The 24,750-nt window shown below is 66.1% G+C and carries 13 protein-coding genes; 8 read left to right on the forward strand and 5 right to left on the reverse strand.

The annotated features are described in order from the left end of the window. Window positions 1–22 precede the first annotated feature (22 nt). Window positions 23–268 (forward strand): hypothetical protein, encoded by a 246-nt coding sequence (locus tag AC1DOM_RS07050; RefSeq protein ID WP_498961654.1) that lies wholly within the window; start codon window positions 23–25, stop codon window positions 266–268. 87 nt (window positions 269–355) lie between these two features. Here AC1DOM_RS07050 and AC1DOM_RS07055 read toward each other — a convergent pair whose 3' ends face one another. Continuing rightward, a complete protein-coding gene (locus AC1DOM_RS07055; RefSeq protein ID WP_498961656.1) occupies window positions 356–3,157 on the reverse strand; it encodes a TonB-dependent receptor in 2,802 nt (933 codons plus the stop codon). A gap of 269 nt (window positions 3,158–3,426) precedes the next feature. Between AC1DOM_RS07055 and AC1DOM_RS07060 the strand changes: the two genes are divergently transcribed. Beyond that, window positions 3,427–5,970, forward strand: a complete 2,544-nt coding sequence (locus tag AC1DOM_RS07060) for an alpha-amylase family glycosyl hydrolase (RefSeq protein WP_498961658.1) — start codon at window positions 3,427–3,429, stop codon at window positions 5,968–5,970. Window positions 5,971–5,999: 29 nt separating this feature from the next. Continuing rightward, the gene (locus AC1DOM_RS07065; protein ID WP_498961660.1) at window positions 6,000–7,415 is read left to right on the forward strand and encodes a sugar porter family MFS transporter; all 1,416 of its coding nucleotides are present in this window, start codon (window positions 6,000–6,002) and stop codon (window positions 7,413–7,415) included. Between the two features lie 188 nt (window positions 7,416–7,603). Here AC1DOM_RS07065 and AC1DOM_RS07070 read toward each other — a convergent pair whose 3' ends face one another. Both AC1DOM_RS07070 and AC1DOM_RS07075 read right to left on the reverse strand, forming a co-directional pair. Continuing rightward, window positions 7,604–10,489 carry an alpha-1,6-glucosidase domain-containing protein gene (locus AC1DOM_RS07070; protein ID WP_498961662.1) on the reverse strand — a complete coding sequence of 962 codons (2,886 nt, stop codon included), beginning with the start codon at window positions 10,487–10,489 and terminating at the stop codon, window positions 7,604–7,606. Window positions 10,490–10,584: 95 nt separating this feature from the next. Next, entirely contained in the window at window positions 10,585–12,198 is a 1,614-nt protein-coding gene (locus AC1DOM_RS07075) for an alpha-glucosidase family protein (RefSeq protein WP_498961664.1), read from the reverse strand. A gap of 206 nt (window positions 12,199–12,404) precedes the next feature. Here AC1DOM_RS07075 and AC1DOM_RS07080 point away from each other — a divergent pair, with 206 nt between their 5' ends. From AC1DOM_RS07080 to AC1DOM_RS07090, 3 genes are read left to right on the forward strand one after another with little or no spacing between them, the layout of a single operon-like run. Next, a complete protein-coding gene (locus tag AC1DOM_RS07080; protein WP_498961666.1) occupies window positions 12,405–14,492 on the forward strand; it encodes a glucosidase family protein in 2,088 nt (695 codons plus the stop codon). A gap of 22 nt (window positions 14,493–14,514) precedes the next feature. Next, window positions 14,515–16,017 carry an MFS transporter gene (locus tag AC1DOM_RS07085; protein WP_498961668.1) on the forward strand — a complete coding sequence of 501 codons (1,503 nt, stop codon included), beginning with the start codon at window positions 14,515–14,517 and terminating at the stop codon, window positions 16,015–16,017. A gap of 32 nt (window positions 16,018–16,049) precedes the next feature. Further along, a complete protein-coding gene (locus tag AC1DOM_RS07090; RefSeq protein WP_498961941.1) occupies window positions 16,050–17,729 on the forward strand; it encodes an alpha-amylase family glycosyl hydrolase in 1,680 nt (559 codons plus the stop codon). Here the strand turns inward: AC1DOM_RS07090 and AC1DOM_RS07095 are convergent, their stop codons facing one another. Both AC1DOM_RS07095 and rnr read right to left on the reverse strand, forming a co-directional pair. Then, the gene (locus AC1DOM_RS07095) at window positions 17,730–18,530 is read right to left on the reverse strand and encodes a hypothetical protein (RefSeq protein ID WP_498961670.1); all 801 of its coding nucleotides are present in this window, start codon (window positions 18,528–18,530) and stop codon (window positions 17,730–17,732) included. Window positions 18,531–18,534: 4 nt separating this feature from the next. Further along, window positions 18,535–20,961 carry a ribonuclease R gene (gene rnr, locus AC1DOM_RS07100; protein WP_498961672.1) on the reverse strand — a complete coding sequence of 809 codons (2,427 nt, stop codon included), beginning with the start codon at window positions 20,959–20,961 and terminating at the stop codon, window positions 18,535–18,537. Between the two features lie 88 nt (window positions 20,962–21,049). On the opposite strand from rnr, the gene AC1DOM_RS07105 reads away from it, so the two are divergent. Together AC1DOM_RS07105 and AC1DOM_RS07110 are read left to right on the forward strand one after the other, a co-directional pair. Then, window positions 21,050–22,105: a LacI family DNA-binding transcriptional regulator gene (locus tag AC1DOM_RS07105; protein WP_498961674.1), complete on the forward strand. Its 1,056-nt coding sequence runs from the start codon at window positions 21,050–21,052 to the stop codon at window positions 22,103–22,105. A 192-nt stretch (window positions 22,106–22,297) separates the two neighbouring features. After that, the gene (locus tag AC1DOM_RS07110) at window positions 22,298–24,553 is read left to right on the forward strand and encodes an autotransporter outer membrane beta-barrel domain-containing protein (RefSeq protein WP_498961676.1); all 2,256 of its coding nucleotides are present in this window, start codon (window positions 22,298–22,300) and stop codon (window positions 24,551–24,553) included. The last annotated feature ends 197 nt before the right edge of the window (window positions 24,554–24,750 follow it).

Here is a 24,750-nt window from a genome sequence, read left to right on the forward strand (position 1 = left end):
CCAACATCACAGGGAGCGTGACATGCGCATCGAAGCCGTCCACATCGGCATGAAGGAACCCGAACTCCGCGCCGCCCTCGGCGCGCCGTACCGCGTGCAGCTGGCAGGCGCGTCGATGGTCTACCGCTGGCAGGACGCGCACGAGGAGGCGCAGGCCTGCGAATGGCTGCGCGTGCGCTTGAAGCGCGTGCGCGGGCAGGGCCTGGCCAACGCGGTCGTGGATGAAGTCGTGGGGCGTTGTGGCGGGGTCGCGATTGCGATGCCGTAGCGCATCGGCGTCGCGCGCCGAAAAAAAACCCCTGTCGGAGGGCCGGCAGGGGTGGAGGTCACACGGCTTCGCGTTTGTTGCGTTGGATCAGAACTTGTAGCTCACGCCCAGCAGGTAGGTGCGGCCCCATTCGATGTTCTCGAGCGGGCGGTCCTTCGTGTTGGTATAGGTGCGGTACGGCGCGTTGGTGAGGTTGCTGGCCTGCAGGAGCATCGTGAAGCCCTTCAGTGCCGAGCCTTCGCCGAAGGAGTAGCTCACCTGCGCGTCGGTCTGGTCCTCGCCTTCGACGAACCGCAGCGTGCGCTCGGCGGCGAAGTTGCTGATCTCGCCGATGAAGTCCGAACGCCAGCGCTGGTTGATGCGCGCTTCGAAACCGCCGTGCGTGTAGTACGCCGTGAAGTTGTACACCTCGTCCGACAGGCCCGGCAGCGAGATGTCCTGCGACCCCACGCTCGACACGCTGCTCGGATCCGGCGGGATCGAGATGTTGCTGTCGAAGAACGAGGCGCTGGCGACGACGCCGAAGCCTTCGGCCGCGTCCCAGAACAGGTCCAGCGGCAGCGAGGCCGTCAGTTCCAGGCCCTGCAGGTAGCCGCCCTTCGCGTTGTACGGCGCGGTGAAGCCGCCGATCGGCGTGGTGGGCTGCGGGGTGAGGTCGGGCGTGATGAACGGCGTGAAGTCGTACGCGCGGCGCTCGGTGTAGATGTACGTGACGAGGTCCTTGTAGAAGGCCGCGGCGGACACGTAACCCTTCGTGCCGTCGAAGTACTTCTCATAGGAGATGTCGTACGCGTTGGCGCGCCACGGATCCAGCAGCGGGTTGCCGCCCGAACCCTGGACCGTGCCGACGTCCGGGCCGCCGGTGGCCACGCCGAACTCGAACGAGGAGCGCAGCTGGTCGAGGCGTGCGCGCGCGACCTGGCGGGCCGCGGCGAAACGCAGCGTCTGGTCGTGCGAGAACGAGAACGCGAGGTTCAGGCTCGGCAGCCAGTCGGTGTAGGTCTTGCCGTTGCCGTACGGGATGCGGTTCTGGCCGGCCGGCTGCGAGGGATCCCAGTAGTACGAATCCGACGACTGGTCGGTGTGCTGCATCTGGATGCCGACGTTGCCGCGCACCGGAATCGAACCCCAGGTCGTGTCGATGTTGCCGCGCAGCCAACCGGAGGTGATGTCCTCGTTGATCGTCCAGGCCTTTCCGACCAGGTACGACGCGTCTTCACCCGGGTTGAAGGTCATGTAACGCGCGACGGCGCCCGGCACGTTCCAGGACGGCACGTAGCCCACGCCGGCGAAGGTCAGGTCGACCAGGCCGTACTGCAGGTCCGGTGCGATCGAGGTGACGCCCTGCGGGCCGAGGTTGATGTTGCCTTCGGGCTGGCGCTTGTCCTTCTCGCGCGTGGCGTAGTTGGCGCCGACGTCCCAGTCCGAGAACATGCTCTCGAGGAAGGGCGAGGCGAAGTTCAGGTTGACCTTGGCGCTCTTCAGCTCGTCGACGACCTTCGGCGTCTTGCCGTAACCCGAGCCGTAGATCGTGTTGGCGAGGAACAGGCTGTTGGAATCGGAGTAATCGCGGCCCGGATGGATCGTGGCGAAGCCCGATTCGGGGAAGGCGAGCTGCAGCGTGTCGAACGAGGGGTTCGGCAACAGCTGCGTGTTGTTTTCCAGGCTCAGCTCGTCGCGGTGCGACTTCGACCAGCTGATGTCGGTGGTGAGGTTCACCTGGTCGTTGATGCGGATCGCATTGGCCCAGCCCACGCCGTCGATCGTGTCTTCGCGCTTGTTGTACATGCCGCGCACGAGCGGGTAGGCGTTGGTCAGCGTGCCGCCGACGAGGGTGCCGTTGCCGTTGACGTTCGGCGTCCAGACCTGCCCGACGGGATTGCCGTTGTAGTTGAAGTTCGCTTCGAACTGGTTGGCGGTGTCTTCCTGCACGGCGGAGGTGTGGAAGATGTCCAGCGTGGAGGTCCACTCGCTGATCGGCGCGAACTGCACCGTGGCCATCGCCGCATTGCGACGGATGTAACCGGTGCGGCGCAGGGCCTTGCCGCCGTCGGTGACGAAGGTGTTGTCCGGCACGCCGTTGCGGTTGATGTTCCTGGTGGCATCGGTGCGCGTCCACGGCTCATACAGGCCGGTCTGCTCTTCCTGGATCGGAATGTCCGAATGCGAGAAGCCGAGCGCGAGGCCGAGGTCGCCGCCGGCCATCTGCGTGATCACGCTGGCGTTGATGCGGTTGCCGTCGCCGTCGGCGTTGGCCGCCGAGCCGAGCGAGTTGCGCTGGTAGCGCGCGCTGAGCGCGTACACCGGCTTGTCGAAGTCGAGCGGGCGCACGGTGCGCATGTCGATGGTGCCCGACAGGCCCTGGCCCACGAGCGCTGCGTCCGGCGTCTTGTAGACGGTGACGCCCGCCATGAGTTCGGAGGGGTACTGGTCGAATTCGACCGAGCGGTTGTCGCCGGTGCTGACCATTTCGCGGCCGTTGAGCAGCGTGGTCGCGAAGTCGGGCGACAGGCCGCGGACGCTGATCACCTGCGCGCGTCCCCCGACGCGTTGCGCGGCAAGGCCCGGCAGGCGCGAGATCGATTCGGCGATGGAGATGTCGGGCAGCTTGCCGATGTCTTCGGCCGAGATGGCTTCGACGATCGAGGTCGATTCCTTCTTGATCGTGTTGGCTTGCTCGATACCGACGCGGATGCCCTGGACGGTGACCGTCTGGAGCTGCTTGGCCTGTTGCTTGGCGGCCAGCTGTTCCGGCGTTTCCTTTTCCTGCGGCTTGGCGGCAGGGTCGTTGGTGGTGCTGGTGGTCGACTGCGCCCAGGCGCCCGTCGCCAGCATCATCGTGGCCGACGCGAGCGCCACGCTGAGCAGGTTGCGTTTCAGTTGCTGCATTTGTTCCCCTCCGAAAGATGTTTTCCCCGTGACGGATGGTAGGCGCAGGTCCGGGGCCGCCGACGTTTTCTGCATACGTATTCATTACGGCCGCTTGTCGGGCCATCCGCGCCGGTGTCGCGATGCGTGGAATAGTCCGGACCACGCCTTCGACGTCCGCCCCACGCCCCATGCATTCAGGTCCACGCTCGCCTCGCACCGCGCAGTTCCGGGCCTTCGCCCGGCTCGGGGCATGGCTCGCGTGCACGCTCGGGAGCGCGGGAAGTGCCTTGGCGGCGGCGCCGCAGGAGGGGCCGCAGCACATTCCCTCGCCCGACTGGCGCGACCAGGTCCTGTACCTGCTGATGATCGATCGCTTCGCCAACGGCGACCGCGCCAACGACGACCAGCACGCCGGCGAGTTCGATCCGGGGGACGGCGCGAAGTGGAGTGGCGGCGACCTGCGTGGCGTCCGCGACCGCATTCCCTACATCAAGGCGCTCGGCGCTTCCGGCGTCTGGATCACGCCGCCGGTGGCCAACCAATGGTGGAGCCCGCGCGCGCACTACGGCGGCTACCACGGCTATTGGGCGACGGATTTCTCGAAGGTCGACGCGCATTTCGGCACGCTCGCCGATTACCAGGCCCTCGCGCGCGCCTTGCATGGCGAACAGATGGTGCTGGTGCAGGACATCGTGGTGAACCACACCGCGGACTTCTTCCGATACGAAGACGTGCCCGATGCGGCCGATCCCGCGCGCGGCCTGTCCTTCGTGCGCGACACGCAGGGGCAGGGCGCGCCGACGCAAACGCCGTTCGACCGCAACGATCCGCGCGATCCGGCCCAACGCGCGCAGGCGATCTATCACTGGACGCCCGACATCCGCGATTTCGGCAGCGATACGCAACGCCTGACCTGGCAACTCGCAGGCCTGGACGACATCGACACCGAATCGCCCGAAGTGCGCCGTGCATTCCGTGCGACCTACGGCAACTGGATCCGCGAGGTAGGCGTCGACGGATTCCGCGTCGACACCGCGTTCTACGTGCCGCCGGCGTTCTTCGTCGATTTCCTGCGCGCCGACGACCCGCAGGCACCCGGCATCGAGCGCGTGGCGAACGAAACCGGCCGCAAGGAATTCCACGTCTTCGGCGAGGGCTTCGCGCTCGACAAGCCCTTCGACGGTACGCAATCGCAGCGCATCGATGCCTACATGCGCATGCCCGACGGGACGCGCGCGTTGCCGGGCATGATCGACTTCCCGCTGTACGGCACGGCGCTGGATGTCTTCGCGCGCGGCGCGCCGACGGCGCAACTGGGCGACCGCATTCGCCGCCGCATGCAGGTGTTCGCCGATCCGTGGCGCATGCCGACCTTCCTCGACAACCACGACGTGGATCGCTTCCTCGTGCAGGGCGACGAGACGGCGTTGAAGCAGGCGCTGCTGATGCTGATGACGCTGCCCGGCATTCCCGTGATCTGGCAGGGCACCGAGCAGGGCTTCACGGAGATGCGCGGTTCGATGTTCGCGGGTGGGTATGGTTCGGGCGGCCACGACAACTTCGATGTGTCCGCGCCGCTGTACCAGTATCTGCAGCGCGTGATCGCGCTGCGTCGCGGCGATAAGCTCTTTTCGCGCGGCACGCCGACGGTGTTGCGCGAAAACCGCGTGGGCCCGGGTCCCATCGCGTGGCGCGTGCAAGGGCCGGACGGCGCCATCGCGATCGTGGCGATCAATACGGCGAGCAACAGCGTGTTGCTCGACAACATCGACACCGGCGCGGCGCCCGATTCGGCGCTTTCCACGGTGTTCGCCGTCGACGCGGAGATCCCGTCGATCGCCGTCGATCGGCAAGGCCGCGCGACCGCGCTGTTGCCGCCGCGATCGGGCGTGGTGTGGAAGGGGCTCGGCCAATGGGCGCCGCCGTCGATCGGCATGCGTCCGCCGACGATCGATGCCTTGCCGCAGGATCTGTTCACCGGCGACTTCACCATCCGCGGCACGTCCATCGGTTCGGAGCCGATCCGCGTGGTGATCGACGACGACGCGATCCACGGCCGCGTCGTCACGCCGAAGGACGGCCACTGGGAAGCGCTGATCGATACCGCGCGCATGATCGACCCCGAGGTCGAACACGCCGTGGTCGTCTACGAGCCCGCGACGAAGAACGCGAGCGAACGCCGCACCTTCAAGATCGCGCGCCCCTGGAAGCTGGGCGTGTTCCAGGACGACCCGCAGGGCGACGACACCGGCCCGGGCGGGCGCTACACGTATCCCACCGATGCCGGTTATGCGGACCATCCGGGCGACATCGAACATGTCGCGATTTCCACCTCGGGCGGTGCGATGCAGATCGTGCTCCGCATGCGGATGTTGTCCACGGCGTGGAATCCGCCCAACGGTTTCGACCACGTGGCGTTCTCGATCTTCATCGACCTGCCGAAACTGCGCGGCGGCGCCACCGCGATGCCCTTGCAGAACGGCGTGCTTCCCGAAGGCATGGAATGGGACGTCCACCTGCGCGCGAACGGATGGACGAACGCGGCGTTCTCCGCCAGCGGTGCGTCCGCGACCATCGAGGGCATGCCGATCATGCCGGCCGCGCGCATGCGCGTGGATGCGAAGGCGCGCACGATCACGTTCACGTTGCCGGCCACCACGTTGTTGCGCGCGACCGACCTGGAAAACGCGCGCGTGTACGTGACGACCTGGGACTACGACGGCGGCTGGCGCGCACTCGCGCCGCAGGCCGGCCCGCATGCCTTCGGTGGTGGCGATGCGGCGCGCGACCCGCGCGTGCTCGACGCCGTCGGACCGCTCAAGATTCCGTAAGTACCGCACACCCTGGGGGAAACACCGAAATGAATACAGCCGCACCCGCGATCGAACAGCACGCCACCATTCGCGTGCTGTTGATCTCCGCCTGCGCCGCATTGGGCGGCTTTTTGTTCGGCTACGACACCGCGGTGATCAACGGAGCGGTCGACGCGATCCGCGGTGAATTCGGATTGAGCGCGACGGCCACGGGGTTCGCGGTGTCCTGTGCGTTGCTCGGTTCCGCGCTCGGTGCGTGGTATGCAGGTCCGCTGGCGGATCGCTTCGGGCGCGTGCACACGATGCGGGTCGCGGCGGCCTTCCTCGCCGTCAGCGCATTGGGCGCGGGGCTCGCGTTCGGCGTGTGGGACCTGATCCTGTGGCGCATCGTGGGCGGCATCGGCGTGGGCGTGGCGTCGGTGATCGCGCCGACCTACATCGCCGAGGTCTCGCCGGCGCACGTGCGCGGGCGGCTGGGGTCGATGCAGCAGCTCGCGATCGTGCTCGGCATCTTCGCCTCGCTGCTCGCCGATGCGTGGCTCGCGAACAGTGCGGGCGGTGCGGCGCAGCCCTTGTGGTTCGGGCTGGGCGCGTGGCGTTGGATGTTCCTCGTCGCGATCGTGCCGGCGCTGATCTACGGCGCGCTCGTCTTCGGGGTGCCCGAATCGCCGCGCCATCTCGTCGCGAAGGGCCGGCTGGCGCAGGCCAAGCAGGTGTTGCGCGATGTGCTCGACATGAAGAACGAAACTGCGCTGGAGGCGAAGGTCGCCGATATCCGCGACAGCCTGCGTTCGGAGTATGTGCCGCGGTTGTCCGATCTGCGCGGGCCGCGGATGGGGCTGTTGCCGATCGTGTGGGTGGGCATTTTGTTGTCGGTGTTCCAGCAGTTCGTGGGCATCAACGTGATCTTCTATTACAGCGCGACGCTGTGGCATTCGGTCGGGTTCAGCGAGGCCGATTCGTTCGAGATCACGGTGGCGACGTCGGTGGTCAATGTGTTGGTGACCTTGGTGGCCATTGCGTTGGTCGACAAGGTGGGGCGGAAGCCGTTGTTGCTCGTTGGTTCTGCTGGGATGGCGGTGACGCTGGGCGCGATGGCGGTGTGTTTCGCGAATGCGGTTTCGACGGCAGATGGGTTGTCGTTGCCGGCGCCCTGGAACATGGTCGCTCTGGTTTCGGCGAATTTGTACGTGGTGTGTTTCGGGTTGAGTTGGGGGCCGATGGTGTGGGTGTTGTTGGGGGAGATGTTCCCCAATCGGATTCGGGCGATTGCGCTCGCTGTCGCGGCTTCGGCGCAGTGGATTGCCAACTTCGTGATTACTGCTACGTTTCCGGGGTTGGCTGAGATCGGGTTGGCGTTTGCTTACGGGTTGTATGCGGCGTTTGCGGTGGTGTCTTACGTGTTTGTTTATCGGGCGGTTCGTGAGACCAAGGGGATGGAGTTGGAGCAGATGACGGGCTAGGTTTGGTAGTAGAGCCCGCTCGGAACCGATTTTGCGCGTCGCCCGAACGTGGGGAGTTCCAAATTTTTTTGGGAAAAAAATTTGAAACTCCCCACGCTGGGGCATCGACCTTGCGGGGTCGCTTCGATCAGGGGGCTTTCGCCCGAGCTTTCATTGGGGGCTGCAAAGCAAGCTTTGCAGGGAGCCGATCATTGTTTGGGAAAGGCCCACTGGAGGAAGGGTGGGAGCATTTGTGCCCACGAGGATTGGCGGTGGATGCCGCCTTGTAGTTCGACGACTTTGACGTCGTTGTTGCCGTGTGTGCGGAGCAGGTTCGCCACGTCTTTCGCATCGTCGATCACGTCGATGACGCCGTTCTTGTCGCGGTCGCTTTCTTCTTCCTTCGTGCCCGCCGCGAAGTAAACCCGCAGGCCATGTTTGGGCGGGGAGTCGGCGACGAGGTTTTGCGCGATGCCTGCCTTGTTGTCGTTCGACAGCCAGAACGAGGGGGAGAAGGCGCCGATTTGGCCGAAGACTTCGGGGTAGTTCCAGCCTAGCGAGAAGGCGTTGATGCCGCCGAGGGACCAGCCGAGGATGGTGCGGCCGTTTGGGTTGGGCTGGATGTTCCAGTGTGTGTCGACGTAGGGGATCAGTGTGCGGACGACCCATTCCGAGTAAGCCTGTGCGTTCGCGCCGACGGGGCCGTATTTCGTGGGTGCGATGACGCTTTGGCCTTTGGCGCGGTTGGCGAGGCCGTAGCCGGCCATGCGGTCCCGCGGCATGTGGATGGCGACGACGATGAAGGGGGCTATCTCGTTGCGCAGTTTTTCCATGGTGTCGCGGACGTGGACGTCGGCGAAGTCCTGGCCGTCGTCGAGGTAGAGGACGGGGTAGCGTTCTTGTGTGTCGTAGACGGCGGGGCGTTGGACGTCGACGGTGATGTCTTCGTCTTCCGAGAGGTGTGCGGGGAGGCGGAAGGTCAGCAGGTCGGGCAACACTGTGCTTTCAGGTTGCACGAAGACGACGGCGGTGCGCGGAGGGATCGTGAATTCGCCGGTCGCGCGGTCGAAGCGGGCGTCGCGGGGGCGGGGGTCTGCAGCCGTCGGCGAGAGATGGACGGGGTGCAGGATCCAGGGTTCGCCGCGTGCGGCGGGCAGGGTGATGCTGCGCGTTTGCGTGGATGCGTTGAGGAAGTACTGCACGGCCGGGAATCGCGCGCCTTCAAGGCCTTTGCCGTCGAGGCGGGCGGCGATGAGGTCGGGGGTGTTCGTCTGCGGGAACGTGAGTCGTGCGATGACGTCGTCGCGCGTGGGGAGGCGGAACAGGGTCGAGCTCGCGCGGATGCGCAGCAGGTCGCGGAAGGCATCGCGCATGAAGGCGATGTCCTGCGGTCGCGCGCCCTGGCCGTTGTCGCGATAGGACCAGTCGAGGCGATTGGCCGCGTCGCCGGAATCGAAGCTGTTGCCATCGAGCTTCTTCGAACGCAGGACGTCGATGCCCGCGTGGAAGTAGGCGATGCCCTGGCTGAAGGCGGTGGTCGCGGTGCCGAGCAGTTGCACGCGCGCGCGTTCGTCGGGGGGCGTGTCCTTCGGCAGTTTCAGTTGATCGATGTCGTACAGGGTCTGGTTGTCGTGGTTCTCGACGTAGTTGACGACTTCGCCGGGTTGCGTTGCGTAACCCGCGGGTTGGCCGTGGTAGTCGATTTTCGAAAGCGGTCGTCCGTCGAGCAGGTAATCGCGCAGCGTGCCCGCCAGGCCGACGCGCACCATGTCGGCGTTCGTGTCGTTGGCGCCGCCGTTGATCCAGCCTTTCGATTCGACCAGTGCAGGCATCTTGTCGCCGGGACCGCCGCCGCGCACGGCGTCGCGTGCGCGATCGCTGAAGGTCGCGATGCCCGAGCCACCGAGCGAGAGTTGCGAGGCCTGCACGAAGCGCTTGCCGTCGGCCACTTCGCCGAAGTTCCAGCCTTCGCCGATCAGGGGGACGTCGTGGCCGGTCGCCGTCTTGAGCGCGCGCTGCAGGTCTTCCATCGCCGCGCGGGGTTGGTGGCCCATCAGGTCGAAGCGGAAGGAATCGATGCCGTATTGCGTGGCCCACAGCACGACCGAATCGCGCATGAGCTTGGCCATCATGCGATGTTCGGTGGCGGTGTTCGCGCAACACGTCGACGTCGCGAGCGTGCCGTCGTCGTTATAACGATGGTAGTAGCCGGGGACGATGCGATCGAGCACCGACCACGGCGCCTGGCCGGCGGCCATCGTGTGGTTGTAGACCACGTCCATGCCCACGCGCAGGTTGGCGGCGTGCAGCGCCTGCACCATGCGTCGGAATTCGATGATGCGCGCGATGCCGTCCGCGTCGCTCGCGTAACTGCCTTCGGGTACGTTGAAGTGGACCGGGTCGTAGCCCCAGTTGAAGCAGTCGTGGGCGGCGTCGCCATTGGGATCGCAATCGCGCTCGGGAACGGTCGCGAAGTCGAACACCGGTAGCAAATGGATGTCGGTCACGCCCGCATCGGCCAATGCGCGCAGATGGCGCATGCCCGCCGACTGCGTATTGGTGAACGCGAGGTACTTGCCGCGATGCGCGGCGGGAACGGTGGCGTCGTCGCGCGAGAAATCGCGGACGTGGAGTTCGTAGATCACCAGGTCGGTCTGCGAGGCGATGCGTTTGGGCGTCGCCTTCGGGTCCCAACCTTCCGGTTTCGTTGCGGGCGAATCGAGATCGACGTACAGGCTGCGCGTGCCGTTCGCCGCGAGCGCAACCGAGTAGGGATCGGTGACGCGCTGGCGGACCAAAGCGGTGCCGGCCACCACGTCGACCAGGTACAGGTAATACGTGCCTTCGCGCACGGGCACATCGCTGCGCCAGGCGCCGGTGCGTTCATCGCGCTGCATCGCGTGCAAGGCCGTCGATGTCGAACTCGGGCCTTCGTACACGCAAACGGACACATTTTTCGCCGTCGGGGCCCAGAGCACGAAGCCCTTCGACGAGGCACCCAGCGCGAGTGAATCCGCCGCGTCGCCGTACTTCTTGTCCAACTCGGCAGGCGACAGCGTTTCGTACGCCAACTGGCGCACGCGTGTCGCGAGCACGGTCGAAGGCGCGGGATCATCGCAATCCGCGCGCGTCGGCAACGCAGCGAACACGGGCCCGGCGCAACACGCGACGCAAAGCGCCGCGAGCGATTTCAGAGCGCGGCGTACACCACGCCGCGCGGCGGCAGCACCAGACGCCCGTCGCGGATCGCGCCGGGCGTCGTGCCCGGGGCTTGCAACGGCGTCGCCGCGCCATGCTCGGGAAGTGTCCATTCGACCTCGGTATCCGACAGGTTGAAGGCGACCAGCATGGACTGCGCCGCGTCACGGCGGACGAAACACAGGATCGGCTCGGGCGCATCGAGGAACGCGATGGCCCCGTCGACGAGTGCCGCTTGCTGCTTGCGCCATTTCAGGAATGCACGCGCGCCGTTGAGCACCGAACCGGCGTCCGCCTCCTGGGTGGCGACATTGAGCGCGCGATGCGCCTCCGGCACGGGCAACCACGGCTTGTCGGCGGAGAACCCGCCGTTGGGTGCATCCGACCACGGCATTGGCGTGCGGCAACCGTCGCGGCCCTTGAAGTTCGGCCAGAAGGTGATGCCGTAAGGATCCTGCAGGTCTTCGAACGCGACTTCGGCTTCGGTCAGCCCGAGTTCCTCGCCCTGGTAGAGACAAACCGAGCCGCGCAGCGAACTCACCAGCGCGATCAACTGCCCGGCGAGCGCCGCGTCGTCCTTGCCGTTGCCCCAGCGCGACACCGCGCGCACGACATCGTGGTTGGAGATCGCCCAGCACGGCCAGCCGTGCGGCATCTTCGCTTCGAGCGTCTCGACCGTCTTGCGGATGTAGGCGGCGCTGCGATCGTCGGTCAACAGCTCGAAGCTGTAGCCCATGTGCAGGCGCTTGTCACCGACGTACTCGGCCATCGTCGCCAGCGAGTCTTCCGAGGAGATCTCGCCGAGCGAAGTCGCGCCGGGATGACGATCGAGCAACGCGCGCAGGTCTTCGAGGAAGCGCAGGTTTTCCGGCTGCGTGTTGTTGAACCAGTGGTACTGGAACGCATACGGATTGTCGGCGCTGAAGCCGCGGCCGGTGCGCAGTTCGACGGGCTTGGGCGGGTTATCGCGCAGTTGCGCGTCGTGGAAGCAGAAGTTGATCGCATCCAGGCGCAGGCCATCCACGCCGCGGTCGAGCCAGAACTTCACGTTGTCGAGCGTCGCCGCCTGCACATCCGGGTTGTGGAAATTCAGGTCGGGCTGCGAGGCGAGGAAGTTGTGCAGGAAGTATTGGCCGCGACGTGGTTCCCAGCGCCACGCCACGCCGCCGAAGATCGACAGCCAGTTGTTGGGCGGCGTGCCGTCCGGTTGCGCGTCGGCCCACACGTACCAGTCGTGCTTCGGGTTGTCGCGCGAAGCGCGGCTTTCGGTGAACCACTGGTGCTCGATCGAGGTGTGGCTGAGCACCTGGTCGATCATCACGCGCAAGCCCAGCGCATGCGCTTTCGCCAGCACGCGGTCGAAATCGGCGAGCGTGCCGAACAGGGGATCGACCGCGCGATAGTCGGCGATGTCGTAACCGAAGTCGGCCATCGGCGATTTGAAGAAGGGCGAGATCCAGATCGCATCGACGCCGAGGCTGGCGACGTAGTCGAGCCGATCGAGGATGCCGGGGAGGTCGCCGACGCCGTCGCCGTCCGTGTCCAGGAAGCTGCGCGGGTAGATCTGGTAGATCACCGCGCCACGCCACCAGCGATTGTTGTCCATGCGTTCCCTCGAAATGCCTGCTGCGCGCGTGCGGTTCCCGACGCAGCGCCGTGCGCCATCTTCCACGGCACGGGCGGAGCCGCGCATTGAATACGTTTGCAGGCGGGCCGTCCATGCGCAGGGCGCTCGACTACCATGGGGCGACGAAAGGGGGACGCATGGCCGGTGGCATACCGCGGGGCTTGGAACGGGTGGCGGGCTGCCTCATGGCATTGCTCCCGGCGCTCGCCTTGGCCGGCGAACCGGCGATGAAGACCCGGACGGCCAGCGCCGAATTCGATCGCCTGTTCGTGCTCGCGCAGACCGAATTGGAGAAAGACAAGGTCGACGCGATCACCGACTGGTCGTTCAACGATCAGAAACCGTACCCGTGCGTGTGTTTCGAAACCGGCGAGAAGTGGCATTACGTGTGGACGCGCGATCTGTCGTATGCGGCGGACCTGGCGTTGGCGAAGCTGGATCCGGAGCGGACGAAGACCTCGTTGCGGTTCAAGTTGGGTGCGGTGCGCAACCCGAAGGTCATGGGATACCGCAGGCCCGAGTTCCTGGAAGTCGCGCAGGACACCGGCTCGGGCGGCAGTTGGCCGGTCAGCACCGATCGCGTCGTCTGGTTCCTCGCCGCGCGGCACCTGGTGGACGACGCGGCATTCCGGGACGATGTCGAGCGCGCGCTCTTCGGCACGTTGATGACCGATCGCGCCTTCGCATTCGATGCGCAGATGGGCCTGTATCGCGGCGAGACCTCCTTCCTCGACTGGCGCGAACAGAATTACCCGGCGTGGACGGCGAAGGACACGACCTTCATCGCCGAGTCCTTCGCGCTGTCGACCAATGTGCTGCATTACGAAGCGCTGCGCCTGGCCGATCGCCTGGACCGGGAGCGGAGCGGACGCACGCTTCCCGGGCATTACACCAGCGAAGCCGACGCACTGCGCGATGCCATCAACCGCCACTTCTGGAATGAAGACCGCGGGATGTACATGAGCTACATCGGCACCGCGTTCCATCCGGTGCCGGTGGAGAGTTACGACCTGTTGGGCACGTCGTTGGCGATCACTTCCGGCGTCGCGCCGCCCGATCGCGCGCAACGCGCGCTGGCGAACTACCCCGTCGCAGAACTCGGAAGCCCGGTCATCTGGCCGCAGCAGCCCGAGACGCCGATCTACCACAACCGCGCAATGTGGCCTTTCGTCAGCGCGTACGCGCTGCGCGCCGCACGCACCACGCGCAACCCCGAACGCATCGCCTTCGAGATCCGTTCGCTGATGCGCGGCGCGGCGAAGGCCGGGTCGAACATGGAGAACTTCGAACTCACCACGCAAAGCGTGCACTTCGAAGACGGCAAGCTGAGCGGGCCGGTGGTGAATTCGCCGCGACAATTGTGGTCGGTGGCGGCCTATCTGGACATGGTGATGCGCGGCGTGTTCGGCGTCGAAGACGATGGTTCGGTGCAGCCGATGATTCCGGCGCAGTTGCTGTCGGATCTGTTCGGCACGAAGGACAGCATCGTGCTTGAAATGCCGGAGCGCAGCATCGAATTGCGCAAGCCGAAGGCGCTCGGCGCCGCCACGCTGCTGGTAGGCGGAACGCAACGCACGGAAGGGCGGCAGACCATCGTCGATCTCGTGCCGCAGGACGTTCCCGTGCAGCGGCTGCATCGCAACGGCGCACAATTCGCGCCCCCGCAGCCGCAGGCGCCGGAACCGGTGCGCGATGGCGATGCCTGGCGAATCTCCATGGCGGCGGGCACGGTGCTTTACGCCGACGGAAAACGCGTCGAACGATTCGATGGCGATAAGTCGATCAAAGTGCCGGCAACGGGCGTCTCGCAGTGTTTCAGCGCGACGCGCATCGCCGACGAAATCGAATCGCTGCCGTCCCGCACGACCTGCGTGGGCCCGTCGCAAACGCTGACCGGCGACTGGCCGCGGACATGGAAAGTGCCGAAAACCGGCCGCTATCGCGTCACGCTCCGCTATCGCAACGCCAACGGGCCGATCAACACCGGCATCACCGCCGGCGTCAAAGGCCTGAAGCTGTCGTGCAGCAAGAAGAGCGATTGCGATGGCGCGCGCTTCGGCAAGGTCGTCATGCCGCACAACGAAGCGGAGACCGACTCGACGTCCGCCATCTTCGAGGCGAAGGCCGGCGCCGAATGCAGGTTCAGCATCGGGGGCGGCACGAACATGAGCGACCTGGATCACTTCGTCCACTACACCGGCGGCAAGGGCGGGGCTTCGGGCCCGCTCAACCAAGCCGATATCGGCACGCTAACGATCGTGCCGCTACCCTGAGTTCCCACGAGGACACCCCGCGATGACCGCGACGCCCACCGCCAAGCCGACATTGACGTTCTGGCAGATCTGGAACATGTGTTTCGGGTTCCTCGGCATCCAGTTCGGCTTCGCGCTGCAGAACTCCAATGCGAGCCGTATCTTCCAGACGCTCGGCGCGCCGATGGACGACATTCCGATGTTGTGGATCGCCGCGCCCTTCACGGGCCTGATCGTGCAGCCGATCGTCGGGTACCTGTCGGATCGCACGTGGACGGGGCTCGGGCGGCGGCGGCCGTATTTCCTCGTCGGCGCGATCCTCGCTTCGCTGGCCTTGTTCGCGATGCCCAATTCGCCGGTGTTGTGGATGGCCGCGGGCCTGCTGTGGATCCTCGATGCCTCGATCAACATTTCCATGGAGCCCTTCCGCGCCTTCGTCGGCGACCAGTTGCCTGTGAAGCAACGCGCCTCCGGCTACGCGATGCAGAGCTTCTTCATCGGCGTGGGTTCGGTGATCGCGAGCCTGTTGCCGTGGCTGTTGGCGAAGTGGGGCGTCGCCAACACCGCGGGTCCGGGCCAGGTGCCCGACACGGTGCATTACGCGTTCTATTTCGGCGGCGCGGTGTTGCTGGGCGCCATCGTCTGGACGATCGCGACCACACGCGAATATCCGCCGGAGAAACTGCACGCGTGGGATGAAGCGCCGCCCATCGCACCGCGCGCGCGCGACGCTTCCCGTATGCGCACCACGGCGCTGGCTTGGCTCATTGTCGGCCTGGCCTTCATCGCGACGGTGTGGATGCAAGGCTGGGCGCGCGAGTTGTATGTCCTCGGCGGCCTGATTGCCGGCTACGGCCTGGCGCTGCTCGTTCGCACGATGATGGGCGGCGAAAGCGGCTTCGCCAACATCATGGACGACCTGTACGACATGCCGCCGACGATGCGCCAGCTCGCGGTCGTGCAGTTTTTCTCGTGGTTCGCGTTGTTCGCGATGTGGATCTACACGACGGGCGCGGTGACGCAGGTGCACTTCGGCAGCGCAGACCCCACCTCGGCTGCCTACAACGAAGGCGCGAACTGGGTCGGCGTCTTGTTCGCTGCGTACAACGGTTTCGCGGCGTTGGCGGCGATCGTCATTCCGTGGATGGTCAAACGTTGGGGCTTGCGGACCAGCCATCTGATCAACGCCGTGCTCGGCGGGCTGGGCCTGTTGTCGATCGCGGTGATCCGCGATCCGCAGTGGCTGCTGCTCTCGATGGTCGGCGTGGGGTTCGCGTGGGCCTCGATCCTCTCGTTGCCTTACGCACTGCTGTCCGATTCCTTGCCGGCGGGGAAAATGGGCGTCTACATGGGCATCTTTAATTTCTTCATCGTCATCCCGCAGTTGGTGGCGGCGAGCCTGCTGGGATTGATGCTGAAATTGTTCTTCGGCAACCACCCGATCTATGCACTGGTGATCGGTGGCGTGAGCCTGATCGTCGCCGGATTGTGCGTGTTGCGCGTGCGCGAACCGGCACCGCGCGTGGCCGCGGCGGTGTCGCCGTGAGGCCCGCGCTGCTCGCGGTTTGTGTGGTGGCACTGGCCGGCTGCGCGCCGTCCGCGCCCCCCGCCGTGCCCGCGAAAAAAGCCGAAGCCCCCAAGCCGGTCGAGTACTACGGCACCAACGAACCCTTCGCGGCCGACGCCGTTTATTTCGTCCTCACGGATCGTTTCGTCAATGGCGACAAGTCGAACGACCACCGCGACCAGGGCAAGGGCCCTGCGCTACACACCTTCGATCGTCCGGTGCCCAACGCGCCGAAAGGCAAGTCCGACAACATCGGTTATCTCGGCGGCGACTTCCGCGGCGTGCTCGACAACGCCGACTACATCAAGGACATGGGATTCGGCGCGGTGTGGATCTCGCCGATCGTCGACAACCCCGACGAAGCCTTCACCGGCGGCCAGCCGGTGAAGTGGGGCGGCATGTGGACCGACAAGGGCAAGACCGGTTACCACGGCTACTGGGGCGACAACTTCTACAAGCTCGACGAACACCTGCCGAGCAAGGACCTGGATTTCCGCGGCCTGACCAAGGGTTTGAAAGCGCACGGCCTGAAGACCGTGCTCGACATCGTGCTCAACCACGGCTCGCCCGCGTACACGATGCCGAAGGCGCAGCCGAAATACGGGCAGATCTTCGACAAGGACGGCAAGTTGATCGCCGACCACATGAACCTGCCGCCGGAGAAACTCGATCCGAACAACCCGCTCAACGCCTTTTACAACACCAAGGGCGGGCTGGCGCAGTTGTCGGACATCAACGAGAACGACCCGCGCGTGCTCGAGTACTTCGTCGGCGCGTACGAGCAATGGATCGGGCAGGGCGCCGATGCGTTCCGCGTCGACACGATCGGCTGGATGCCGCATCCGTTCTGGCACAAGTTCACCACGCGCATCCGCGAGAAGCATCCGGGCTTCTTCATGTTCGGCGAAGCCTTCGAGTACGACGCCAACAAGATCGCCGAACACACCCTGCCCGAGAACGCGGGCGTGAGCGTGCTCGATTTCCCGTTGCAGAAAGCGATGGGCGAAGCCTTCGGCAAGGCGCAGCTGGGTTTCGAACGCATCGACCAGGCGCTGTACCTGACCAACGGCCCGTACGCGAATCCGTACGACCTGATGATCTTCTACGACAACCACGACATGGCGCGCCTGGATGCGACCGACGATGGCTTCGTCGACGCGAACAACGCGCTGTTCACCCTGCGCGGCACGCCCGCGGTCTACTACGGATCGGAAACGGGCTTCGAACGCGGCACCGCCGAACACCAGGGCAATCGCAACTATTACGGCCAGGAACGCGTCGATGCCGCGCCGGGCAGCCGTATCTATCGCCAGTTGCGCCGCATCGCGAACCTGCGTGCGCAAACGCCGGCGCTGCAGCGCGGCCTGCAGGTGAACGTCGAGATGCAGGGTGACCACGCGGCGTTCTATCGGGTGTTGCAGCAGGGCAAGACGGCGCAGATCGCGCTGGTGCTGCTCAACAAGGGCGGCGCGCCGGCGGATTTCAGCGTGCGCGCGTCGATGCAGCCGGGGCAATGGAAGGCGGCACTCGGCGGCGCGGCGATCGATGTCCCGCGTGGCGGAACCCTCGATGCGACGGTGGCGCCGCACGATGTCGCCGTCTACATCCTGGATGCGCCTGTCAGCGATCCGACCCTGAAGACCGAGCTCGACCGCGGCATGGCGCGCGCGCGGCGGCACGTGGGGAATTGATCAGGCCTGCGAGCCGGTCATGCGACGCCGCAGGACGAACTTCCTCGCGGCTTTGCGCAAGGGCCACAGCGTCGATTTGTAGAGCGCCGACAACACGCGTCGCGACCGCGGGATGCGCCAGCCGAAGCCTTCGTCGATCGCGTTGATGCAGGGATTGCAGAGCCCGCAGGGCCGGCGGTCGCGCTTGGCGCGGTGGCAGAACCAGGTCAGGCCCATCAGCGGTTCCCAGCCGTTGCGCCTGGCGACTTCGACCATGCGCGGGCGCGAGACGTCGATCATCGCGAACGAGAAGGCGCCGAAAATCAGGTAGGCATCGTGATTGGGCGCGTCCGGCAGGATGCGGTGCGTCGTGTAGCCATGCGGCGAAGGCAGCGGCCCGGACATGTTGTCGTACAGCACCACGCCCGCGCCATGGATGTGCGCGGCCTTCTCGGTGCACAGCTCGATCTCGCGCTTTCCGTGCTGCTTGCAATAGCGCGCGAGCCACGGGTATTGGCTGCCGACACCGAGTTGCGCGAGCCGCTCTCCCGCGGCCTGGATGTCCGCGTCCGGTGCGATGTCCGTCACTTCCGACATCGTCGTCGGCAACAGCAACGTGCGCGTCTCCGGATGCGTTTCGGCCAGCGCGGCCCGGATCCGGTCCATGGTCTCGATTTCGATCTGCGTCGACGGGCGCGTGCGGTCCAGCAGATAGATCGGCGCGACCCGCAAACGGTGCTCGAGCAGCACCGTCAGCACGCGGAAGGTAGAATCCCATCCACCGGTCCAGAAGATCTCGACGGGCTGCTGCGCGTTCTGCATCGGGTCAATACCGCTGCTTGACCTTCTTCGCGGGCATGCCACGCGGCGGCAGGGGTTTCTCGCCGCGCTCTTCGACCAGGCGGAAATCGATCTTGCGATCTTCGACGCTGGCCTTCAGCACGACGATGTCGGCGCGATCGCCCAGGCGGAACTCGCGTCCCGTGCGTTCGCCCTTGAGCGTCTTGCGGATCGGATCGAAGTGGTAATAGTCGTTCGGCAACTGCGTGACGTGGACCAGGCCGTTGACCTTGGATTCGTCGAGTTCGATGAACAGGCCGAAGCTCGTCACGCCGCTGATCGTGCCGCTGAACTGGCCACCGACGTGTTGTTCCATCCACGCGGCGCGGTAACGCTCGTCGACTTCGCGCTCGGCCTCGTCGGCACGGCGTTCGCGCTCCGAGCATTGCAGGCACAGCGCGGCCATTTCGTGCTCACTGTACTTGAAGTCCACCGCCGTGCCGCCGGACAGCGCGTGCTTGATCGCGCGATGGAGCAGCAGGTCCGGATAGCGGCGGATCGGCGAGGTGAAATGCGCGTAGGCATCCAGTGCCAGGCCGAAGTGGCCGAGGTTCTCGGCCGCGTAGACCGCCAGCGACTGGCTGCGCAGCAGCACCGATTCCAGCAACGTGGCATCGGGCCGCTCGCGGATCTTCTTCAACAGCGCGGTGAAATCGCGCGGCTCGACCTTCGACCACGGCGGCATCTTGAGCGCGAATTCCTTGAGGAATTCCAGCAGGTCGGTGTACTTCTGCTCAGGCGGCTTGTCGTGCACGCGGAAGGGGGCGGGGATCTTCTTCTTCAGGATGTAGCGCGCGGCTTCGACGTTCGCCGCGATCATGCATTCCTCGATCAGCATGTGCGCGTCGTTGCGTTGGAGCATGCCGGCCTGCGTGACTTCGCCCTGCGGGCCGAGGACGAAACGCACTTCGGAGGATTCGAACTCGATGGCGCCGCGCTTGCCGCGCGCCTTCTTCAGCACCTGGAACAACTGGTGCAGGCGCTGGACCTGCGGCAGTTGTTCGCCGATCACCTGCAAGGCCTCGTCGCGCAATTCGGGCAGCGCGGTTTCGTCGATCGCGTTCCAGACCTGCGTATAGGTCAGGCGCGCGTGCGAGTTCATCACCGCCTCGTAGAACTTCGACTTGGTGACCTGGCCTTCGCGATCGATCTGCATGTCGCAGACGAAGCACATGCGATCCACGTTCGGCTTCAGCGAGCAGATGCCGTTGGACAGCGTCTCCGGCAGCATGGGCACGACGAAACCCGGGAAGTACACGGAGGTCGCGCGCAGCTTGGCTTCGTCGTCGAGCGGCGTGTCGGGGCGCACGTAGTGCGACACGTCGGCGATGGCCACGACCAGGCGGAAGCCATCGCGCGTGGGTTCGCAATACACCGCATCGTCGAAGTCCTTCGCATCCTCGCCGTCGATGGTCACCAGCGGCAGCTTGCGCAGGTCGACGCGGCCCTGCGTCATCGATTCTTCGACGACGAGTGGGACCAGCGTGGCTTCAGCCAGCACCTGCGGCGGGAATTCGTGCGGGATTTCGTGGGCGTGGATCGCCGCTTCGACTGCGAGCGAAGCCGTCAGCTTGTCGCCGAGCACCGCGAGGATCTTGCCGATCGGGGGGCGCTGCGGATCGGGTGCCTGCACCAGTTCGGCGACGACGAGCTGGCCGGGCTTCGCATCGCTGGTTTCGCCCGGCGGGATGAGCACGTTGCGCTGGATGCGGCGGTCGTCGGGCACGACATAACCGATACCGGCTTCGACCGTGTAACGCCCGATCAGGCGATTGAGGCGACGTTCCAGCACTTCGACGATCGCGCCTTCGCGACGCCCGCGACGATCCATGCCGGTGACCGAGGCGAGCACGCGATCGCCGTGCATCACCTTGCGCATTTCGAAGGGCGGCAGGAACAGATCGTCGGCGCGCGCACCCGCATCGGGGCGCAGGAAGCCGAAGCCGTCGGGATTCGCGATCACCACGCCGGGGATCAGGTCCATGCGCTGCGCCGGTGCGTAGGAACCGGTGCGGTTCTGCAGCAACTGGCCGTCGCGCACCATCGCGCCGAGGCGCTTGCTCAGTGCGTCGAAGCGGTCGGGTTCGGTGAGCGAGAGTTTTTGCGCGAGCGCATCGGCATCCATCGGGCCGTCGTTGGCTTCGAGGATGCGCAGCAGCATCTCGCGACTGGCGATGGGTTGGTCGTACCGAGCCGATTCGCGCGCGTGGTGCGGATCGCGATTGGGGGCCGGCCGTGGCGGACCGGAGCGCGACGGCGGTGCACCACGCAGCGGCGGCGGCGGGGCGGGCATCCAGCCGGGGCGTTGCGCCGCCTTGTGCTTCGGGGCGCCGGGTTTCGCGCCCTTGGGCGCTCCGGCGGAATTCGGGGTCTTGCCGCGGCTGCTGCCGCGCTTGCTGGGGGGTTTGGCCATGCGCCCATGGTCGCACGCCCGTTCATGTCGGGACCGTCAACGCCCGGCCCTTCACACGGCGGCCCCGGCCCTGTCATCCTCGGCCGCTATGGGGAAGAAGCCGAAAGCCACCTCCGTCGACATCGCCTACCGCGCCGGCGTTTCGCAGGCGACGGTCTCGCGCGTGTTGCGCGGCAGCCCCCTAGTCAACATCGAAACGCGCAAGCGGGTGGAAGCGGTCGCGCGCGAACTCAACTACAAGGTCGACCGCCACGCCTCGAGCCTGCGCACGCAACGCGCGGGTTGCATCGCCTTGTTGCTGTTCGAAGATCCCACGCCCGACGAATCGCACATCAACCCGTTCTTCCTGTCGATGCTCGGCTCGATCACGCGCGCGTGCGCCAAGCACGGGCAGGACCTGCTGGTGTCGTTCCAGCAGCTGTCGAACGACTGGCACGCCGATTACGAGAACAGCATGAAGGCCGACGGCCTGATCCTGCTCGGCTACGGCGACTACCTGCTGTACCAGAGCACGCTCGAAAGCCTGGTGGAGCAGGGCACGCACTTCGTGCGGTGGGGCGCGGTGCTCCCGGGGCAACCGGGCGTCTCGATCGGCTGCGACAATTTCCACGGCGGGCAACTGGTCGGCGAGCATCTGTATTCGGTCGGGCGGCGGAAGGTCGCCTTCCTCGGCGATGCGAGCACGCGTTATCCGGAATTCTTCGCGCGCTACCGCGGCTGCGACGTGGCCTTGCACGACCTGGGCGTGGGCATGGATCCGGCATTGCAGGTGGATGCGGAGAGTTCGGAAGACGCGGGCTATGCGGCGGCGCGCACGCTGCTCGAACGTGGCCTGCCCTTCGATGCGGTCTTCGCGGCCAGCGACCTGATCGCGATCGGCGCGATGCGTGCGCTGGCCGAGCAGCGCTTGCGCATTCCCGAGGATGTCTCGGTGGTCGGGTTCGACGACATCCCGATGGCGCGCTTCGCCAACCCGCCGCTGACGACGGTGTACCAGAACACGCAGCGCGCCGGCGAAATGCTGGTGGATGCGCTGCTGCGGCAAATCCGCGACGAGCCGGTCGAGAGCCAGATGATCCCGGCGAGCCTGATTGTCCGGAAGTCGAGCGGCAGTGTTGCGCTCGTGGACGAGATCACGGAATAACGTCTCCGCGCCGCGCACGTTTCGCGCGCACCACTTGGGCAAATGCCGCCGGATGCGTCCATCGCGACCATCCGCCGCAAGACATTGCCCGTTCGGGCAACGTGATCGGAAAGGGCTCGAATGCCCCAAGTGTCAATGTCGATTCGTCCCGCGAACCCTTAGCGTCCTCGGCAATTCCCCGGGGATAGTGCGATGAATCATGTCTTCCGTGTCATCTGGTCGCGCGTGCTCGGTGCGTGGGTCGTCGTGTCGGAGCTGGCGCGGACACGCACCAGCGCACGCCGCACGCTCCGCCACGCGATACTGCCGTCGCTGCTGGCGATGGCGTGCGCGCAGGTGCATGCGACCGACTTCTACTGGGATGGCGGCACGGTCAACGGCGGCAATCCCGCGGCCAACGCCAACGGCGGCAACGGCACCTGGAACTCCACGCTGACGAACTTCGACACCGCGTTGACGGGCGGCGCCGACATCGGCTGGACCAATGGCGACAACCGCGCGATCTTCCCCTCGAGCGGCACGTACACGATCACGCTCGGCAACGCGATCACTGCGGGTGACCTCACCACGCTCGGCGGCAACGTCACGCTCACGGGCAAAACCGGCGCCGGCACCCTGGCGCTCGCGGGGACGCAGGCGTTCGACACCGTGCAACTCGTCGGCGGCACGCTCGACGTCGCCGAAGGCGGAACGCTCACCAGCGCCGATACCTTCGTCGGCACCGGCACGACGCTCGACGTCCGCGGCACCTTCACCGGCACCACCGGCGACGACCGCTTCTTCGCCGCGGGCACCGTGAAGGGCGCACTGGATTTCGGTGCCGGCGACGACACGGTCGAATTCGCGCAGGCGACGATCGACGCCGCGACGATCGCCGGCGGCGCAGGCAACGATCGCCTGCTCTTCCGCGGCATGACGCTGGAGGCGCCGTTCACCGCCACCGGCTTCGAACGCACCGAACTGCTCGACGGCAGTGCGATGACCCTGTCGACGCCGCTGGTCACCGGCACGCTCGCGATCGACGTCACCTCGCGCCTCGACGCGCGCGCCGGCGCCCGCATCGACGGTGCAGTGGAGAATGCAGGCCGCATCGAGGTCGGCGCCAACCGCCTCGCGATTTCCGGGGACTACACCGGATCGAACGGCAGCCTGCTCGACGTCTTCGTCTCACCCGGCAACGGCACCGCGGGCGGCCTGGACATCGGCGGCAACATCGTCGGCACGACCGGCGTGCGCTTCACGAGCGACGGCACCGACCCGATGTCGAAGAAGGTGCGCGTCATCGACAGCCCCAACGACACGCCCGGCGACGGTGGCTTCGTCGCCGCGGAGGCTGTCGGCGGCCGTGTCCGCCTGGACGGCACTCCGTGGATGTGGGCCTTCGGCCAGGACCAGGCCGACCACGCGTGGTACCTGACGACCACGCAGGAAGAAGTCGTCCCGGAAATCCCCGGCGTCGCCGTGTTGCACACCATCGGCGGCCTGCCGGTGCGCGATGCCACGCAACGCGTGTTCGGCCGCCTCGATGACGCACGCGCGCACGACGACTGCCGCATGCAGGACGATCGCGACGCCCGCGCCAAGGCCGAACTCGCGACCGACTGCCACGGTTTCTGGATGGCGGTGTCCGGCGACGAAACCCATGTTTCGAAGGGCCGCGGTTACGCCTTCGACGGCGACATCAACGGCGTGTACATCGGCGCCGACACGCAGATGCGAGATACCGGCGAACGCAAGCTGCGCGCCGGCTGGGTGCTCGGCTACATCGACGGCAACCACTGGACCGACGGCACGGTCGCCGGTAGCGGGCCGGTGGGGAAGGGTGATGCGAACATCCGCACGCATACGCCGATGGGCGGCTTCTATCTCGGCAACACCTGGAAGAACGACATGTGGGCCGACTTCGTGCTGTCCGCCTACCTGCACGACGCGGACGTGTTCACGGACGGCACGCACGACGAGCTGCGCGGCAACACGCTGTCGGCGTCGACCAACGTCGGCCGCAAGTTCGCGATGGGCGATAGCTGGACGATGGCGCCCGAAGTCGAAGTGGGGGTCGACGCCGTGCATTGGCAGGACCGCCACGACTTCAACGGCATGGACCTGAACCTCGCCGATGGCCTCCTCGGCCACGCCCGCACGGCGGTGCGCGTGGAGCGCGACATCGAGATGAAGTCGGGGATGTGGCGGCCGTGGATGTTGGTGGGCGTCGCCGACACGATCGGCGAACCGACGGTTGCGGCATCCGTGCTGCGGATGGATACATCGGAAACGATGCAGAGCTACGCCAACCACGACCTCGGCTTGCAGGCGACGGTGGATGTCGGTGTGTCGGCGAAGTTGCGGACGGGTGCGACCGCGTTCGTGTCGCTGTCGTATGCGCAATCCTTGGAAGGCACGCACGTCGACCGGCGTGGTGCGGACGTGGGCGTGCGGTGGACGTGGTGATGCCCACCTCCCCTCCAGGGGAGGTCAAAAAGAAGCCCGCCGAAAGGCGGGTTTCTTTTTGGGTGGGGTAGTGCGCCTCGGAAAGCCCGCTCGAAACCGATCGACGCGCCGCCCGAACGTGTGAAGTTCCAGATTTTTTTGGGAAAAAAATCTGAAACTCCCCACGCTGGGGCATCACCTTGCGGGTCGCTTCGATC

Source organism: Lysobacter sp. P5_B12, assembly GCF_056400425.1.

Excerpts from the sequence above, each read along its gene's own strand:
- AC1DOM_RS07050 (WP_498961654.1), top strand. The coding sequence starts at position 23 with ATGCGCATCGAAGCCGTCCACATCGGCATGAAGGAACCCGAACTCCGC.
- AC1DOM_RS07055 (WP_498961656.1), bottom strand. The coding sequence starts at position 3,157 with ATGCAGCAACTGAAACGCAACCTGCTCAGCGTGGCGCTCGCGTCGGCC.
- AC1DOM_RS07065 (WP_498961660.1), top strand. The coding sequence starts at position 6,000 with ATGAATACAGCCGCACCCGCGATCGAACAGCACGCCACCATTCGCGTG.
- AC1DOM_RS07075 (WP_498961664.1), bottom strand. The coding sequence starts at position 12,198 with ATGGACAACAATCGCTGGTGGCGTGGCGCGGTGATCTACCAGATCTAC.
- AC1DOM_RS07080 (WP_498961666.1), top strand. The coding sequence starts at position 12,405 with ATGGCATTGCTCCCGGCGCTCGCCTTGGCCGGCGAACCGGCGATGAAG.
- AC1DOM_RS07085 (WP_498961668.1), top strand. The coding sequence starts at position 14,515 with ATGACCGCGACGCCCACCGCCAAGCCGACATTGACGTTCTGGCAGATC.
- AC1DOM_RS07095 (WP_498961670.1), bottom strand. The coding sequence starts at position 18,530 with ATGCAGAACGCGCAGCAGCCCGTCGAGATCTTCTGGACCGGTGGATGG.
- rnr (WP_498961672.1), bottom strand. The coding sequence starts at position 20,961 with ATGGCCAAACCCCCCAGCAAGCGCGGCAGCAGCCGCGGCAAGACCCCG.
- AC1DOM_RS07105 (WP_498961674.1), top strand. The coding sequence starts at position 21,050 with ATGGGGAAGAAGCCGAAAGCCACCTCCGTCGACATCGCCTACCGCGCC.
- AC1DOM_RS07110 (WP_498961676.1), top strand. The coding sequence starts at position 22,298 with ATGAATCATGTCTTCCGTGTCATCTGGTCGCGCGTGCTCGGTGCGTGG.